Source organism: Nostoc sp., from assembly GCF_036917775.1.
Lineage (GTDB): Bacteria > Cyanobacteriota > Cyanobacteriia > Cyanobacteriales > Nostocaceae > Nostoc.
In genome coordinates this window covers 56,303-73,116 of the sequence record NZ_JBALEQ010000068.1, presented here as the reverse complement: position 1 = coordinate 73,116, position 16,814 = coordinate 56,303, and the positions used below count along the sequence as shown (strand labels likewise).

9 protein-coding genes are annotated in these 16,814 nt (G+C 37.2%); 3 read left to right on the top strand and 6 right to left on the bottom strand.

What is annotated here, in order from left to right; all coding sequences use genetic code 11:
- Window positions 1-2: 2 nt before the first annotated feature.
- Entirely contained in the window at window positions 3-1,607 is a 1,605-nt protein-coding gene (locus V7K69_RS11715) for an NAD(P)H-quinone oxidoreductase subunit N (protein ID WP_190933757.1), read from the top strand.
- Window positions 1,608-1,766: 159 nt separating this feature from the next.
- On the opposite strand, the gene V7K69_RS11710 is transcribed toward V7K69_RS11715, so the two are convergent.
- From V7K69_RS11710 to V7K69_RS11690, 5 genes are all read right to left on the bottom strand, one after another.
- A complete protein-coding gene (locus V7K69_RS11710; RefSeq protein ID WP_335034428.1) occupies window positions 1,767-3,137 on the bottom strand; it encodes an ATP-binding protein in 1,371 nt (456 codons plus the stop codon).
- A 91-nt stretch (window positions 3,138-3,228) separates the two neighbouring features.
- Entirely contained in the window at window positions 3,229-3,771 is a 543-nt protein-coding gene (locus V7K69_RS11705) for a methanogen output domain 1-containing protein (RefSeq protein ID WP_335034426.1), read from the bottom strand.
- 401 nt (window positions 3,772-4,172) lie between these two features.
- Window positions 4,173-5,216, bottom strand: a complete 1,044-nt coding sequence (locus tag V7K69_RS11700; RefSeq protein ID WP_335034425.1) for a sensor histidine kinase — start codon at window positions 5,214-5,216, stop codon at window positions 4,173-4,175.
- Between the two features lie 6 nt (window positions 5,217-5,222).
- Entirely contained in the window at window positions 5,223-6,374 is a 1,152-nt protein-coding gene (locus V7K69_RS11695; RefSeq protein ID WP_335034423.1) for an FIST signal transduction protein, read from the bottom strand.
- A 29-nt stretch (window positions 6,375-6,403) separates the two neighbouring features.
- Window positions 6,404-7,726, bottom strand: a complete 1,323-nt coding sequence (locus tag V7K69_RS11690) for a hybrid sensor histidine kinase/response regulator (protein ID WP_335034421.1) — start codon at window positions 7,724-7,726, stop codon at window positions 6,404-6,406.
- 617 nt (window positions 7,727-8,343) lie between these two features.
- Here V7K69_RS11690 and V7K69_RS11685 point away from each other — a divergent pair.
- Together V7K69_RS11685 and V7K69_RS11680 are read left to right on the top strand one after the other, a co-directional pair.
- On the top strand, window positions 8,344-9,309 hold the full coding sequence (locus V7K69_RS11685; RefSeq protein WP_335034419.1) for a terpene synthase family protein: 966 nt from the start codon (window positions 8,344-8,346) through the stop codon (window positions 9,307-9,309).
- Window positions 9,310-9,565: 256 nt separating this feature from the next.
- Window positions 9,566-10,957, top strand: coding sequence for a cytochrome P450 (locus V7K69_RS11680; protein WP_335034417.1), 1,392 nt, complete (start codon window positions 9,566-9,568; stop codon window positions 10,955-10,957).
- A gap of 101 nt (window positions 10,958-11,058) precedes the next feature.
- Here the strand turns inward: V7K69_RS11680 and V7K69_RS11675 are convergent, their stop codons facing one another.
- Complete coding sequence (locus tag V7K69_RS11675; RefSeq protein WP_335034415.1) at window positions 11,059-16,737, bottom strand: AAA family ATPase; 5,679 nt, start codon at window positions 16,735-16,737, stop codon at window positions 11,059-11,061.
- Window positions 16,738-16,814: the final 77 nt, after the last annotated feature.

Sequence of the window (16,814 nt, the reverse complement as noted above, 5' to 3'; positions counted from 1 at the left end):
TCATGGATTTTGCTAATATTGCATCCCAGTTGAACGCTGGAACGATTTTGCCAGAGGGGATTGTTATTCTCACCCTCTTGGGGGTTTTGATTGTTGATTTGATTTTGGGGCGTACATCCGCACGCTGGATTGGATATCTAGCGATCGCAGGTTTATTTGCTTCCATTGTCGCCCTATATTTTCAATGGGACAATCCTAATCCCATCTCTTTTACCGGTGGCTTTAATGGTGATGACCTGAGTATCGTCTTTCGCGGCATCATTGCCTTGTCTGCGGCTGTGACTATACTGATGTCAATTCGCTACGTCGATCAAAGCGGCACTCCTTTAGCCGAATTCATCGCTATTTTGCTGAGTGCTACATTAGGAGGGATGTTTTTATCCGGGGCTAGTGAGTTGGTGATGATTTTCATCTCCCTAGAAACCCTGAGTATTTCCTCTTATTTGCTGACAGGTTATACCAAGCGTGACCCCCGCTCTAATGAAGCGGCGCTAAAATACTTGTTAATTGGAGCTTCCAGTACAGCAGTATTTTTGTACGGTGTATCACTGCTGTATGGATTATCTGGAGGACAAACTGAATTAAGTGCGATCGCTAATGGCATTGCCACAGCGAAACTAGGACAATCTTTAGGTTTAGTGATTGCCCTAGTTTTTGCGATCGCAGGTATTGGCTTTAAAATCTCCGCTGCACCCTTCCACCAGTGGACACCAGACGTTTATGAAGGCGCTCCCACCCCAGTCATCGCCTTTTTATCTGTTGGTTCCAAAGCAGCTGGGTTTGCCCTAGCCATCCGCTTGTTGACAACAGCCTTCCCTCTTGTTGCAGACGAGTGGAGATTTGTCTTCACTGCTTTAGCAGTTCTCAGCATGATTTTGGGTAACGTAGTCGCCCTAGCCCAAACCAGCATGAAACGAATGCTAGCTTATTCATCCATTGCCCAAGCGGGGTTTGTGATGATTGGCTTGATTGCTGGCACACAAGCCGGGTATGCCAGTATGATATTTTACCTACTGGTTTACTTGTTCATGAACCTGTGCGGCTTTACCTGCATCATCCTATTCTCACTGCGAACAGGAACCGACCAGATTGCCGAATACTCCGGCTTATATCAAAAAGACCCACTCTTAACGCTAGGGTTGAGTATTGCTCTGCTTTCCTTAGGTGGTATTCCACCATTAGCTGGGTTTTTCGGCAAGATTTACTTATTCTGGGCTGGTTGGCAAGCAGGACTTTATTGGCTAGTCTTGCTGGGCTTAGTTACCACCGTCGTCTCTATCTACTACTACATTCGTGTAGTTAAGATGATGGTAGTTAAAGAACCCCATGAAATGTCCGACGCGGTGAAGAATTATCCACAAGTGCGTTGGGATTTGCCTGGACTAAGACCTTTGCAAGTCGGGTTGGTGGTAACATTAATTGCCACTTCCCTAGCAGGGATTTTGTCAAATCCACTGTTTACATTGGCTAATAATTCCATCTCCAATACCCCATTTTTGCAAGCGACAATCAACAGTCATGTAGAAGCACAAAATCTACTGCTTTTGCCAAAGTTAGATTCGGTTAGTCAGTCTCAACCCTCAGTTGATTCTACCGCTAAGATTTAACCGATTCTCAATATAACTTTGTACTCAAAGACACGCCTGTTTGCTAATTAGCAGACAGGCATTTTTCATATTTCTTAATACCAATTCTGCATGAAGATGCACCTATAGGACTTATGCAAAATAATGCCCCTAGAAGTATTTTACGTAAGTCATAAAATTTTATGAGACTGAGTTAATAGGTATCTTGATAATAAATTCTGCACTTTTTCCGGGAACAGAAAAACAGCTCAGTTGTCCACCATGTTTTTCAACTATAATTTGATAGCTTACAGATAGCCCTAGTCCTGTGCCTTTACCCACAGTTTTAGTAGTGAAAAATGGATCGAATACCTTTGAGTGAACTTGTTCATCTATTCCCAAACCATTATCAGCAATACTAACCGCAATCCATTTTTCATTGATTACCTCAGTTTTGATTTGAATTTGGGGATTATTATTTGTCAGCTTTTGATTGTCAGTTGTTTGTGAATTGACCGCTAGCGCCTCAAGTGCATCGATCGCATTAGCAAGAATATTCATAAACACTTGATTAAGTTGACCAGGATAGCAAGTTACATTAGGTAACTGACTATATTTTTTAATGACTTTGATTTCTGGGTACTTATGTCTAGCTTGCAGTCGATGCTCCAAAATCATTAAAGCACTATCAATTCCTTCGTGAATATCAACTGTTTTAAGTTCTGCTTCATCTAGTCTAGAAAAATTACGTAGTGATTTAACAATTGCCTGAATTCTCTCTGTTCCCACTGTCATTGATTGGAAGAGTTTAGTTATATCTTGAATCAGAAAATTTAAGTCTATTTCTTCTAATTCCTGTTGGATTTCTGGAGGAATATTTGGACAAACTTGTTGATAAATTTGTACCAATTTTAGTAAATCATCAGTATACTGATGAGCATGGTGGAGATTCCCATGAATAAAACTGACCGGGTTATTAATTTCATGGGCAATACCAGCGACCATCTGACCTAAACTAGACATTTTCTCAGCTTGGATAAGTTGAGTTTGGGTCAGTTTTAGTTCTTTTAATGTTTCTTGTAAAGCAGTTGTCCGTTCCTGAACCCGAATTTCTAACTCTTGATTTGCTTTCCAGAGCGCTTCCTCCGCTTGTTTACGTCTCTGAACTTCTTTTGCTAACTCATCGATTTTCTGGTTTAGAAGAACAAAATTACTGCTAGCTAAAGTTCTATTTTCTAAACGTAAGAGAATTAAAGCGGAAGATTCAGGAGACCAAGGTTGAATAACAGCTCCTTGGCTACGACATATTAGCGTTTGTCCATCATTCTTTCGTAAAGTCAAGGAGCCAATAACCATTGCTCTACTACTTGAACAAGCTTGCAGGTACTTTACAACATCGTCAGTAGCCTGAGTTACTAGTTCAATAAGCATTTTTCCCCGCAGTTCCTGACGACGTAATCCCAGCATATCTGCTACTGGTTGATTGGTCGCTAACAACTGACCCTCTCCATTCACCAGGAGCAAAGGTTCTGGTAAAACTCTGGCAAATTCAAGAAATTGTTCAGGAGTCATGGGGCTTCCAATTTCAGGGTTCGATTCTAATTTACATATCTGCACTCAAGCTTGTAGCTTTTACCCTACGGTTAGTTTATTGATGAAGAGTTTATACAGATTCTAGTCCCCTAAAGTATTCTCGACCTTTTGCATCTTCTGCCTCTTCTGTAAATTTTAAGTAAACAATAACTTTGCATCCAGAAGCACCCTGTGCTATTGTCTCTTGCAATTCTACTTTCGCATATCCCAGATTATTAGCTGCGATCGTCCCAAAGACATTTGAAGTCATCATACACATGGCAGGTCGATTAAGCACTTTTTCCTCAAATGGGCAGAAGCGGTTGCCAAAGACAATTTTTTCATCATCCTGCTCAATAACATAAAAATCGCCCTGAATGCGTTTTTTTAAATCAATCAAGACATCAGCGACCTGCTTACGAGAGAGTTTGGAGACTTCCAGAGCAGATTTGTAATCTTGATCAAGCTGCGTAGCCATCCTTTCAGCAACTACACTAATAAATCCAGAAGCTTCTTCTAAGCCAACTACATCCTGCAAAGTGCCAGATAATTCTCTGATGAGTGTACGTAAAAATATATCGCGTTCTAAAGAAACATTAAGCGTAGCTATCGAATGATTAAGTGAATTAGTCATAAATTTTGAGAACACAATCTTAAAACTACAGTTATAGAGTTCCCCAAAATGACTATAAAGTAACTGTTTGATACCTTTCTTTAAAGAATTTGGTGCTTGCTTGGGTTTCTAGTAAATTATGATAGCGATTACAAATCCTAAATCTTGTCGTTGCGATAAATCCCGATTTTGCAAAGTCTCTTCTACCTTCAAGCCAATTCTCACTCTGCAAATAAACCAGCCTACTTATAATCAGGATCAAGGTCTTCTATTTTAAATAAATGAATTTTACTTCTCTGAAAGCGTAGTTAATTACCCAATTATAACCCACAAATTATTTGTTTCAATGCCTAATTCTATGTTCTATGATTAAAAATTTATTTTAAATAATCTTAATTTGAAAAATTAATAGATTTACTATTTTAGGAAAAGGGAATGCTGATGATAAACTCAGAACCTTTTCCTAGCACAGAGTTTACTTCTAGAGTTCCCTTATGTTTTTGAACAATTATTTGATAGGCGATGGATAATCCTAATCCTGTTCCTTTCCCCACAGGTTTTGTTGTGAACAAATGACCAAATATTTTTTGCTGAACATCAGGCGCTATTCCTACACCATTATCTTGAATCCTAATCAATGTGTGATTCTCATCTTTGTTTCGAGTAGTATAAATTATAATTTTATTGGGACTTTTCTTAATTTCATCAAAACTCAATCCCGAATTCGACTCCTCTAAAGCATCAATTGCATTTGCCAACAGATTCATAAATACCTGGCTCAATTGTCCTGGAAAACAAGGTATAGGAGGAATCTCACCGTAATTTTTCACTACTTGAATAGCAGGACGAATCTTATTATCTTTCAAGCGATGCTTGAGAATAAAAAGAGTGTTGTCAATACAATCATGAAGGTTAAACAAAACTTTTTCTTCTGTATCTGTTCTGGAAAAAGTTCGCAAGCTACTGCTAATATTAGAAATGCGGTTAGTGCCTTCTCTCATTGATGAAATTAGTTTAGGTAAATCCTCACGCAGATACTCTAGATCCATTACTTTAATTATTTCTTGAATCTCTTGAGATGCTTGAGGATAAGCTTCTTGATAAAGGTCAATCAAATGTAACAAATTCTGAATATACTCTTGAGCTGGAGTCAGATTACCTGCTATAAAGCCAACTGGATTGTTAATTTCATGAGCTACATCTGCAACAAGACTTCCTAAGCTAGACATTTTATTTTGCATTATCTGAAGATTAAGAAGCATCATTTCTAGTTCATGGCTTCTTTCTTCTAGATTATTTTGATATTCTTTTAATTCTGTAATTACTTTTCTGAGCAAATATTCTTTTTTTTCATTTGTCTCTTCTAGTTTTACCCGGTCTATCTCAGAACGCTCTAATTGCTTTTGAAGAATTCTATTCGCTTTCTTTAATTCCTTATTTTCTTGTTGGTAATCCAAAAATTCCATAAAATTCTACCGAGTTCCCAAAATTAAAGTTACAAAAGTTTCATTATGAAATTGTGTCTGGCTCATTCCATCTATAGGGGCAATTTCTCCATAAGAATAAAATCCACAACCAGGTAAATGGTAAGTCAAAGAGAGTTTCGTATTCTGGTATTCTTCTTTTGCTCTCGTACCAAGTATTTGCCGACGAGCTACACATGAAAAAAATAAAACAGCGCTTGGCTCTGCACCTGGATAACTATTTAAGGCATTCATGAATGATGCTTTAGAAGCTGCCAAAATATCTTCATAACATCCTTCCGCAATTTGAATTATAGCTCGATCGGGAATATCTGCAAAAAATGTGATGCTACCAGATTCCTGATTGTAAGCAATTGGCGCTCTTATATAAAAATTGTCTCTATTCTGATGAAATACTGCTAGAGGATATTCCATTGAAGGAGGGAGTAAACCTAGATAATGATGATAAAAATCTAAAGCTGGTTTATCATCTATTTCATAGAGTATGTTCTTATCTACTTTAGTCACTTGGCTTATTTGACCGATAGGATGCCAACCACTTGCAACACCATAAGAAAACAATATTGTGCCAGAAAAAAGCAGAATTGGTACAGAATCACTTAATACTTCTGTTTGAAAAAATTGATATGTATTTTGGTATCTAGACTGATCGCCTGCTAAACCACCGAATATCGGCACATTTTGACCAAGAGCTAATTTTAAGCCATTCAATATAGATACACCACTAATTGTAAGACTCTCTGGATGAGTTAAACATAGCCTTGGGGTTTGAGTACTTTTTGCTCTGGCTTGTTCTACAGCTTGTTTAGTTACAGCAATTGGATCGCTTGAAACTTTGCGTCCAACTCCTGCATGAATTTCAACTTCGTCTGAGCAAAACAACATTAAGGTGATTGAGTCTTGCTGAAATTCTAAAACTGAAGAAATTTCTCCATCTGTTGTTCCACCAATCAACTCAATCCCCGGAAAAACCTGATCAATTTGCTGCAAAATGAGAGAATGTTCAAAGTCAATTGCAGAAAAAAGAATCCCAGCTTTTGGTATATCTTCTCCAAGGGAACTGACACATTGCTGAAGAACTTCTTCAATTGCTGATAGAGAATCTGGATCGTTACTGTGGCCTACTGCTGTTTTAAACATAAAGATTCTGATAACACTACTTAGTATGATTAGGATATAGGGAGTTTAATGATGAATTCTGAACCGTGTTCAAGTTCTGAATTTACCTCCAGTGTTCCTCCATGTTTTTCGACAACAATATGGCGAGCAATTGATAATCCTAATCCTGTGCCTTGACCCACAGGCTTAGTGGTGAATAAATGGTCAAAGATTTTTTCCTGGACATCAGCCGACATCCCTACCCCATTATCTTTAATCCGAATTAAAATATGATTATTGTCTTCAGTAAGAGTAGTCTGAATCAGAATTTCATTAGGATTTACTTCAATATCAATATAAGTTCTTCCTATATTTGACTCCTCTAAAGCATCAATCGCATTAGCTAATAAATTCATAAATACCTGATTTAATTGTCCAATAAAGCATTCTATATCTGGCAAAATATCGTAACTTTTAAGTATTTTAATATCAGGTCGATTCTCGGATGCTTTTAAGCGGTGTTTGAGAATCATAATTGTACTGTCGATGCCATCATGAATGTTGCAAGAAACTTTGCGATCGCTATCTGCACGAGAAAAAATTCTCAGACTAGTACTAATATTACGAATACGCTGCACACCCTCTTTCATTGAAGAAATTAAGTTAGGTAGATCAGAAAGCATATACTTCAAATCTATCCTTGCAATTTCCTCTTGAATTTCTAGTACCGGATTAGGATAGTGTTGCTGATAGAGGTTAAGAATATTAGCCATGTCTTGAAAATATACTGAAGCGTGTCCGAGATTACCATGAATAAAGCCAACTGGATTATTAATTTCATGAGCAACTCCTGCTACTAATTGACCAAGAGCAGACATTTTTTCTGTCTGTACAAGCTGAAGTTGAGACTCTTGTAGGTCTTTTAATGCCCTAGACAAAGCTGCCGTCCTTTCTGCAACTCGTTTCTCTAAAGTTTTTGTGAGATTTCGTAATTGTAGATGGGTTTTAATTCTAGCGAGTAACTCTTCTTCATGAAAGGGTTTAGTAATATAATCAACTGCACCTATACTTAGACCCTTTACCTTACTATTGGTATCAGAGTTAGCTGTCATAAAAATTACTGGAATATCACAAGTAACTGAATTTTCTTTCAGTTTTTGACAGGTTTCAAATCCATCTATTCCTGGCATCATTACATCTAATAGAATTAAGTCAGGCAGTATATCTTCAGCCTGTTTAACTGCCCTCTTTCCATTATTTTCTGTAACAACTTTAAAGCCGACATTCGTTAATATACCAAAGACAATTTCTAAGTTTGTAGTGGTATCATCTACCACTAAAATTAAACTATCTTCTGGGAGATTAAGCATTTGTAGATATGGCTTGTAATTCATGTATTTAAATTAAGTTCACTCCTTGTTTATTGTTTACTATTGCCTGCGATCGCAGCTAAGTCATATCTGTTTTGCAGACTGCCTGGCAAATTTATGCTCTCACAACTATATAGTTCCCAAAAACTCTGATAACAGCAACATTCTCAGGCTAAATTACTCTATGCGACTAAGGGAGCGATCGCTACAGTATGGCCATAAACTACAAATCTGCGCTTTCACTAAAGTTGAACATCCTCTTCCATAAAGGCGATCGCTCTAAAATTAGTCATTATTACCCTTGTCTTTTTGGAAAATTAGCGCTATTCCAAAACAATTTAATTGATACCATAAGTTAGATTTTTAAGTTCGTCAACAGTATTTGTTAGCCGTTGATAAAGCCATAGATATTGTTGAAAAAATTTACGATCTAGGATATCTACGGTTATTTTTTTATAGGAAATAAGGAACAATTAATTTACATTAGATGAAATATTCATCTACATTTACCTAGCAACAAAAGGGATACATATAAACTTTACATTCTGGAGGAAGTGTGAAGTTACAGTAAATTTTCTTGGGAAAGATATTGTTTTAATTCTCTTAAATTCATGTTATTTACTTTGAGTTAATACATTTTTATGCAGCAATTAATTTTCCCTGATTTATACTGTCCATTTCCATCCCAAACTAATAAGTATGTTGATGTTCTAGAAGAGTACTCTCTTGAATGGGTTGTCCGCTTCAATCTTCTGGCTAATGAATCATCTTATAAGCGTTTTTGCAAATCAAAATTTTTCTTCCTAGCAGCAAGTGCCTATCCTCACTGTCAACTTGAAGAACTGAAAATTGCAAATGATTGGTTAAGCTGGGCGTTTATTTGGGATGACCAATGTGATTTATCGAATTTAGGAAGAAAACCTGATATTCTCAAATATTTTCATAAGAGATTTTTGGAAATATTGAACGGTGCAGAACTCACGAGTAAGGATATACCACTTGCTTATGCCTTAAGTGATTTACGACAACGCATACTTCAAACAGCCAGTCAAGAATGGTTTGATTACTTTGTTGTTCGCTATGAAGGCTATTTCGATGGCTGTTTTCAAGAAGCAGTTAACCGCGCACAGGAAATTGCACCCGATGTTGATAGCTATATGCTTATACGTAGGTCAACTTTAGGTGGGTATGTTTTCCTTGCATTAATGGAATTTTGTAATTCTTTAATAATTCCTGATTCTCTTCGAAATCATAAGGTGATGAAAGAGTTAAAATTGATGGCAATTAACATTCTTGCTTGGTGTAATGATATTTTCTCCGTGGAGAGAGAAATGTTAAGTGGCGATGTTCATAATTTAGTCTTAATAATTCATAATCAACAAAATTTTTCTTTAGAAGAAGCAATTATTGCGACTAGTGAAATGCACGATCGAGAAGTACATCGTTTGCAAGAGCTTGAATTATCTCTTCCATCTTTTGGAGAAAAATTAGATATTGAGATTGCCAAATATATATCAGGACTACATAGCTGGATATCTGCAAATTTGAATTGGTATTATCACTCTGGTCGCTATGAAACGATAGAAAGCTTGGAGTTAAATCAATAAATTCTCGCTCTGTGTTTATAAGAAAATAGGATACCTCTTAGGTATCCTATTTTTGCTCAAAACTTATCATAGATGAACCCTATATTACAATAAGGTTCAGATAAAACTAAAACCCTTAATCTGTGGGCAGTGTAGAGACATTGCAATGTAATATCTGTACAGACCTGTGGTTCTCGAAAAAATCCTTATATTATTCTATTAAGGGTTTATCCTCGCTAATACAATTTTTTGATTTTAGTTTGGACTTAAAATTTATATGCAACTACCAAATCCTCTCAAAACCCCTTCTTGGCTACAAAAGCTTCAGTGGATTACTGACCCCGTGGGCTACGTGGAAAACGCAGCTCAACAATATCCCGACATTTTTACTAGTAGGATAATTGGCTTTGGGGATACTGTAGTAATTGTGAATGATCTTCAGGCAATCCAAGAAATTTTAACAAATGATAGAAAGAAATTTCTAGCTGTTGGTGAATTCAATAGAATTACTGAACCCTGGTTAGGAAAAAATTCAGTTCTTATACTTGATGGCAGTCGTCATAAACAACAACGACAATTGATCATGCCCTCTTTTCATGGAGAGCGAATGCAAAGCTATGGTCAACAAATCCGTAATCTCACTGAAAATGTCTTTAGCCAGTTACTACTAAATCAGCCATTTTTAGCTCGTAACATAACACAAGAAATATCTCTACAAGTTATGTTACACGTTGTATTAGGTTTGGGTGAGGGAGAAAGATTTCAAAAACTTAAGCATTTACTACCATTGCTGTTAGATTTATCTCATTCACCTATCACTTCTAGTTTTTTCTTTCTTCCATTCTTGCAACAAGATTTAGGAGCTTGGAGTCCTTGGGGAAAATTTCTGCGTAATCGGGAGAAAATAGATCAATTGCTCTATGCCGAAATTTCTGAACGTCGACAAAAACCTAATTCAGAACGTGTTGATATCCTCTCTATGCTGATGTTAGCTCAAGATGAAACTGGTCAATTAATGACAGATCATGAATTGCGTGATCAGTTAATAACCCTGATAGTTGGTGGTTATGAAACTACGGCATCTGTAATGGCTTGGGGATTGTACTGGATTCACAAAAAGCCTCTAGTCCATGAAAAACTCCTCCAAGAACTGGACACTCTAGGTGATTCCCCAGACCCTATGAGCATTTATCGACTGCCATATCTTACGGCTGTCTGTAATGAAATCTTACGAGTTAGCCCTGTTTTACTGTTCTCTTTCCCAAGGGTAGTACAAGAACCAGTTAAACTATTGGGACATTCTTTAGAGCCTGGAACAGTATTGCTTCCTAGTATTTATCTGACTCATCAACGTGAAGATTTATATCCCCAACCTAAGGAGTTTAAACCAGAACGTTTTCTAGAACGCCAATTTTCTCCTTATGAATTTCTGCCATTTGGTGGTGGTGTCCGTCGTTGTCTTGGTGAGGCTTTGGCCTTATTTGAAATAAAACTAGTATTGGCAACCATCCTATCACGTTATCAGTTAGCACTAGTTAATCAGCAACCTGAGCGACTTGTGCGTCGAGGTTTTACCCTCGCACCTGCTAGTGGAGTCAAGATGGTAATTACAGGGCGACGTGTACCTCAAGAGTCTTTAGTGAATATGACAAATACACCCGTATCCTAGTGGTTCATGTCATTATTTCTGAAAGGTTAAGGTGTTCAGATCCCCGACTTCTTTAAGAAGTCGGGGATCTTGCAACTTATCAAAACTAATGACATGAACTACTAGATATTTGACTGTTGCATAGGGATCTCAATCACGAACTCAGTCCCTTTTCCTAATGTGGAATCACAGGTTAAACTACCCTTGTGTTTGTCCACAATAATCTGATAGCTAATCGACAACCCTAAACCCGTACCACTTCCTACTGGCTTGGTGGTAAAAAATGGGTCAAATATTTTCTGCTGCACCGCTTTTGTCATACCAGAACCGTTGTCAGTAATGCGAATTATCACCGTATTAGAATCTGTTAGTTCAGTAAAGATGTGAATTTGGCTTACCATACTAGAAGCTACTGATGTGTCTACGTTCTTTGTTATTTGTTCTTTACCATTTATCAATGATTTAGGATTAATAATAAATGACTCTTCTAAAGCATCAATTGCATTACTAAGAATATTCATAAATACCTGATTTAGTTGACCAGGATAACAAATAACTTCTGGTAATTTTCCATATTTTTTGATGACTTCAATTTCCGAAAAAGTGCTATTTTCTTTAAGTCGATGTTGCAAAATCATTAAACTGTTGTCTATTCCCTCATGAACATCTACAGGTTTCATCTCAGATTCATCTAGACGAGAAAAGTTGCGTAAACCCAAAACAATATTTCGGATACGCGAACTCCCCATGTTCATTGAATCTAGAACTTTTGGCAAGTCCTCTGCTAGAAAATCTATATCAATCTCCTCATATTTCTCCTTAATTAAAGGTGAAGGATGGGGATATTCCTGTTGATAAATAACTAGCAAATCAAGCAAGTCTTGGACATACTCACCCGCATGATTAATGTTGCCATGAATAAAGTTAATAGGGTTATTTATTTCATGAGCAATGCCTGCAACCATTTGTCCTAGAGAAGACATTTTTTCACTTTGAATCAATTGAATTTGGGTACGCTGTAATTCCTGTAGAGTCTCTTGTAAACAGTTATTTTTGTCGTTAAGTTCCTGCGTTCTTGCATGGACTTTTTCTTCTAAAGTATGGTTGTATTCTTCCAAGCTGTCTTTAGCTTTGGCCAAATTTTTGTACAGAATAGCATTTTCTAGGGATATTGCTGCTTGAGTGGTGAGGAGTTTAAGTACTTCTACACGATCGTGGGTAAAGGCTCCTGTTGTCAGATGATTTTCTAAATAAAGAATCCCAATCAATTTACCTTGATTTAGAAGAGGTATAGACAACAAACTCTTAGGTTCTTCGCTAATAATATAGTTATCACTTGTTAGAAAAGAAACAGTCCTTGCATCATCAATAACCAATATTTCTCTAGAGCGTTTAACGTAGTTAATCAAAGTAATGGGGACATCGTAACTTGACTCAAGCGAAGTTGATGGAAACTCAGTGTAGGTTTGCTCAAAGTTGGAACTTGAACAAACCGCCGTAACAGTTAATGCTAAGTTATCACCTTCGCTCAAAATTAAAGCACATTTAGAAGCTCCTGCATTCTCTATAACAACTTCCATCAACGTAGTAAGTAGTCGCTCAAGCTCGATTTCTCCAGAGAGTGCTTGAGATGCTTTAATAAATGCGGTTAAATCCAGAGATTCAGAAATACTTGTCCTCGAGCCAATAACAGTTTGATGATTACTCAGAGTAGATAGAGATGATATAGATATGTTATTGAAAGAAGTGTTTTCTTCGCTAGATTTGATACTTACTTTTTCTTGCTGGAATATAGGAGCAAGTAATTGAGGATAGCGTTTTACCAAATCATCAACTTTGGCTAACGCTCCCCAGCGAACGTAGCTATAATAAGCATCTGTTAGATAGGTTTGTGCTATCTTATGTTTACCCCATTCTAAATAGAATTTAGCGGTAAGCTCTTGAGCGAGGGCTTCTTCATTAATATACTCATGTTCTTTGGCCAGGAAAATAGCGCGATCGTAGAATTCCATTGCTTCAATATATTGACCACTAATCCGATAGCATTCAGCCTCTACAAGATAATATTTGTGTAAATAATTCATTGGGGCATGATGCGCCCAATGTTTCATTTTTTCTTGATTAGCTTGAACCTGATCAAGAATACATCTTTGCTCAGAGCTGGATACTTCAGAATAAACAGCCAGACCGGCCAAGGAATCATAAAAATGTAAAACTGGAACAACTAAATGTCCTATTGCAGTATCTAAATAATTTTTTGCTAGTTTGGCGTTTTCAACTGCCTGATGGAATTTATGAAATCGATAACAAAGATGAAGTTTATTGACGTACAGATATAGAAGCCCGAGTCTATCTTTCGTTTCCAAATGGATCGATAGCATTTCCTCTTCATTATAAACTTCACCAATTAAACAAGATGAATTTTCTGTACGCCCTATTAAGTTCAATATACTCTGCCTATAAATAGTGATCCATTGCAATACTGTTTCTTGCTTGAGTTGTCTAATGGCATTATTATAATTTGCCATTTCTTGTTCTAGCCCTGACAGTTCTCTACCGATAAAAAATGAACAGTAAGAATAAGATCCTAGAGCATAAGCTGCATACTCTAAATCTCCTACTTCTTTGCTGATTAAATAAGCTTCCAACAAGGGTTTTAATATTTCCTTGGCGTGTTCCTTACAAGGTTTAATAAGTGGAAGAAAAGCTCCAAGAACTTTTGCACTAATTTCTTTAGTTTGCAACCTAGACAGAAGATTTACAGCTAGTTTGCCAAATTGATAACCGGACTGAATATCTCCCACTAGCCCGCACAGTATTACTCCATAATTAACATAGGCAAAGGCAGACAATGGTGCATTGCCGTATTGTAGAGATAATTCTATCTCTTTAACAAGAATAAGTGGGAATAGCTCAGGAACAGCTTGATAGGTCAAAGCATGAGTACTTGATAGAATACTCATAATTGCCAGTATTTTAGCTTCTGTCATTTCTGGTAGGTCAATTAAATCTTCAATATGCCTACCAGCCAGATTTAATGCAATTTCTGCCATTACTAACTGAACATCAGATTGGCTTGGATGTTCAGGAAACTCTATTCCTAAAAGCTTCAAAAAAGATAGTGCAGTATTAATTCCTTTGAGTGCTTGGTTCTGCGCTCCATAGGCTTTAATTTTGACTTCATAAACTTTTACTTTCTCCAGCAGTGTTTTCGCTTGTGCCAACACTACCTCTACTAATTGCTCCATTTGCCTAAAGTCGCCAGCTAGATACGCTGCCTCTGCTGCTGTCTCATACAAAGCTAGGATGAGCTTATATTTGGTCTCCCAGGCATCATCAGCCATCAGTTCGATGCCGGTAGTTAAATACTTCACAGCAGATGAATAAGCTGTTGATGCTAAAGCTTTTCTTCCAGCAGTTAGATTCATCTGGGCTAGTTCATCTCGTTTAGTTTGAGGAGAGATGAATTCTACTGCGATATTAAACTGATTGACAAGTTCAAAAATCTTTTCTTCCTGCTCTGCAACAGGAATGCTATTCAATAACAGTAGTCCAATTTTTAAATGAATTGGCTTTTTTTGTTCTTCAGGAATTAAAGAATAAGCTGCTTGTTGCACCCGATCGTGTACGAATTTATATTTAGGTAGCTGTAAATTAGAACTGGAAAATTCTATAGATTCTATTCCATGAACAATAAATTCTTGATTAGTATTTTCTTTTGCAAAGATGTTGTAATTTTCAGTCTGTGGCAAGATTAGCCCCTCAAGTAAGGCTTGCCACAAATCTGATGCTGTATCTACTACAGATTTTTCGTTGACGATCGCTAGACTCTTTAAGTCAAATTGATTACCAATACAGGACGCTAGTTTCAGAACTTTTTGGGTATATATGGGCAATTTTTCTATTTGTAAGGCAATAAATTCTACTACATCATCTGTGAGAGCTAAATCTTTAACTTTGGAAATATCATACTGCCAATGACCAACATCAAAGTTTAATACAATTAGCCCATCATCATGTAAAGACTTGAGGAATTGGACTGAAAAAAATGGATTGCCCTTGGTTTTGGCAAATACCATCTGAGTGAGAGGAACCGCAACTACTTCAGCACAATGCAGAGTATCAGCAATGAGATGATTTAAATCACCCTGATTTAAAGGCGCTAAAGTAATTGTATTAATAGCTGCTCCGGCTTTTTCAATTTCCTGTAGTGTCAAATAAAGCGGATCTACTTTGAAAACTTCATTATCTCGATAAGAACCAATTAACAATAAGCCTCCCTGATTTTCATGCGTGTGTTCTACATTTTCTGCCAAAGAAGATGAGATACTTTCACACATTAATAACTGAATGATTTTTAAAGAGGCGGTATCTGCCCATTGCAAGTCATCAAGAAAGATAACTAGGGGATGTTCTTTAGTTGTGAAGATTTGAATAAATTTTTGAAACAATAAATTGAAACGATTTTGGGTAGCACTGCCAGAGAGTTCTGTAACCGGAACTTGCTTACCAACAATTTGTTCGACTTCAGGTATTACATCGATAATTACCTGAGTCTGTGTACCCAATTCCCGCAAAATTTTGGCTTTCCATTGTTGTATTTGGGCATCAGTTTCTGAGAGTAGTTGCCCGATTAAATCTCTAAAAGCTTGCACCAATCCTGATAAGGGAATGTCACGTTGAAACTGGTCAAACTTTCCTTTGATGAAGTAACTACGCTGTCGCACAATTGGTTTGTGGACTTCATTAACCACAGCAGTTTTGCCAATGCCAGATAAACCCGCAACTAATATCATTTCTGTTGCCCCTTCTGTTACACGCTTAAAAGCAGCCAGTAGGGTTTCAACTTCACCTTGGCGACCATAGAGTTTCTCAGGGATTACGAAACGGTCTGAGATGTCCCTGACACCTAGTTCAAAGGGTGCAATATTTCCTGTTTTTTGCCATTGGTTTTGGCACACCTCCAAATCATGCTTTAACCCCAAAGCACTCTGATAGCGGTCTTCGGCATTTTTCGCCATTAGTTTACCGATCATTTGAGACAAAATTGTCGGAATCTTAGAATTAATCCGGCTGGCTTTTAGCGGTTGTTTAGCGATATGAGAGTAAACTAACTCCATCGGATCTTGAGTAGTGAAGGGTAACTGTCCGGTGAGGAGTTGAAAGAATGTGATACCAAGGGAATAAAAATCAGTCCGGTAGTCAATACCCCGGTTCATCCTTCCAGTTTGTTCTGGAGAAATGTAAGCCAGAGTACCTTCTAAGATGTTGGGATTCGTGAGAAATTGAATTTCTCTTGGTAGGAGGGTGGCAATGCTAAAGTCGATGATTTTTACTTCATCTGTGGTTGGATTTATTAGGATGTTGGCAGGCTTGATGTCTTTGTGAATGATGCGATCGCGATGCAGTCCCTCAAGGGTAGAAGCAATTTTAATCGCAATGTTGAAAAACTCATTGAGAGAAAGACAGTTTTCCTTCTTTTCCTTGTTCTCTATTCGCCAGTCTTGCAGGGAAATACCGCCAAAATCTTCCATAACTAAGATGTAGCTGTTACGGTAGCTTTCTAGGCTATAGGTTTTGAGTATGCCAGGAATATCGAGGTTTTTGGTGATGATATACTGATTGCGGAACTGGGCGATTTCTGCGAACGTAGGATATTCATTCCGCATTAATTTGAGAACAACTGGTTTTTGGTCTTGTTCTCTAATGCCCCGATAAACTAGAGTTTTACTACCTGAGTATATTTGCTCGGTGATGTGATAGCCAGGAAACGCATATAATGTATCAAATACTACTAACATTGCAGCCTATGCTCATAATTCTTGTTTCTATGTCTTAGTATTCCCGTGCGAAAGCTATCATTATCATGAAGTAATAA

Excerpts from the sequence above, each read along its gene's own strand:
- V7K69_RS11715 (WP_190933757.1), top strand. The coding sequence starts at position 3 with ATGGATTTTGCTAATATTGCATCCCAGTTGAACGCTGGAACGATTTTG.
- V7K69_RS11710 (WP_335034428.1), bottom strand. The coding sequence starts at position 3,137 with ATGACTCCTGAACAATTTCTTGAATTTGCCAGAGTTTTACCAGAACCT.
- V7K69_RS11705 (WP_335034426.1), bottom strand. The coding sequence starts at position 3,771 with ATGACTAATTCACTTAATCATTCGATAGCTACGCTTAATGTTTCTTTA.
- V7K69_RS11700 (WP_335034425.1), bottom strand. The coding sequence starts at position 5,216 with ATGGAATTTTTGGATTACCAACAAGAAAATAAGGAATTAAAGAAAGCG.
- V7K69_RS11695 (WP_335034423.1), bottom strand. The coding sequence starts at position 6,374 with ATGTTTAAAACAGCAGTAGGCCACAGTAACGATCCAGATTCTCTATCA.
- V7K69_RS11690 (WP_335034421.1), bottom strand. The coding sequence starts at position 7,726 with ATGAATTACAAGCCATATCTACAAATGCTTAATCTCCCAGAAGATAGT.
- V7K69_RS11685 (WP_335034419.1), top strand. The coding sequence starts at position 8,344 with ATGCAGCAATTAATTTTCCCTGATTTATACTGTCCATTTCCATCCCAA.
- V7K69_RS11680 (WP_335034417.1), top strand. The coding sequence starts at position 9,566 with ATGCAACTACCAAATCCTCTCAAAACCCCTTCTTGGCTACAAAAGCTT.
- V7K69_RS11675 (WP_335034415.1), bottom strand. The coding sequence starts at position 16,737 with ATGTTAGTAGTATTTGATACATTATATGCGTTTCCTGGCTATCACATC.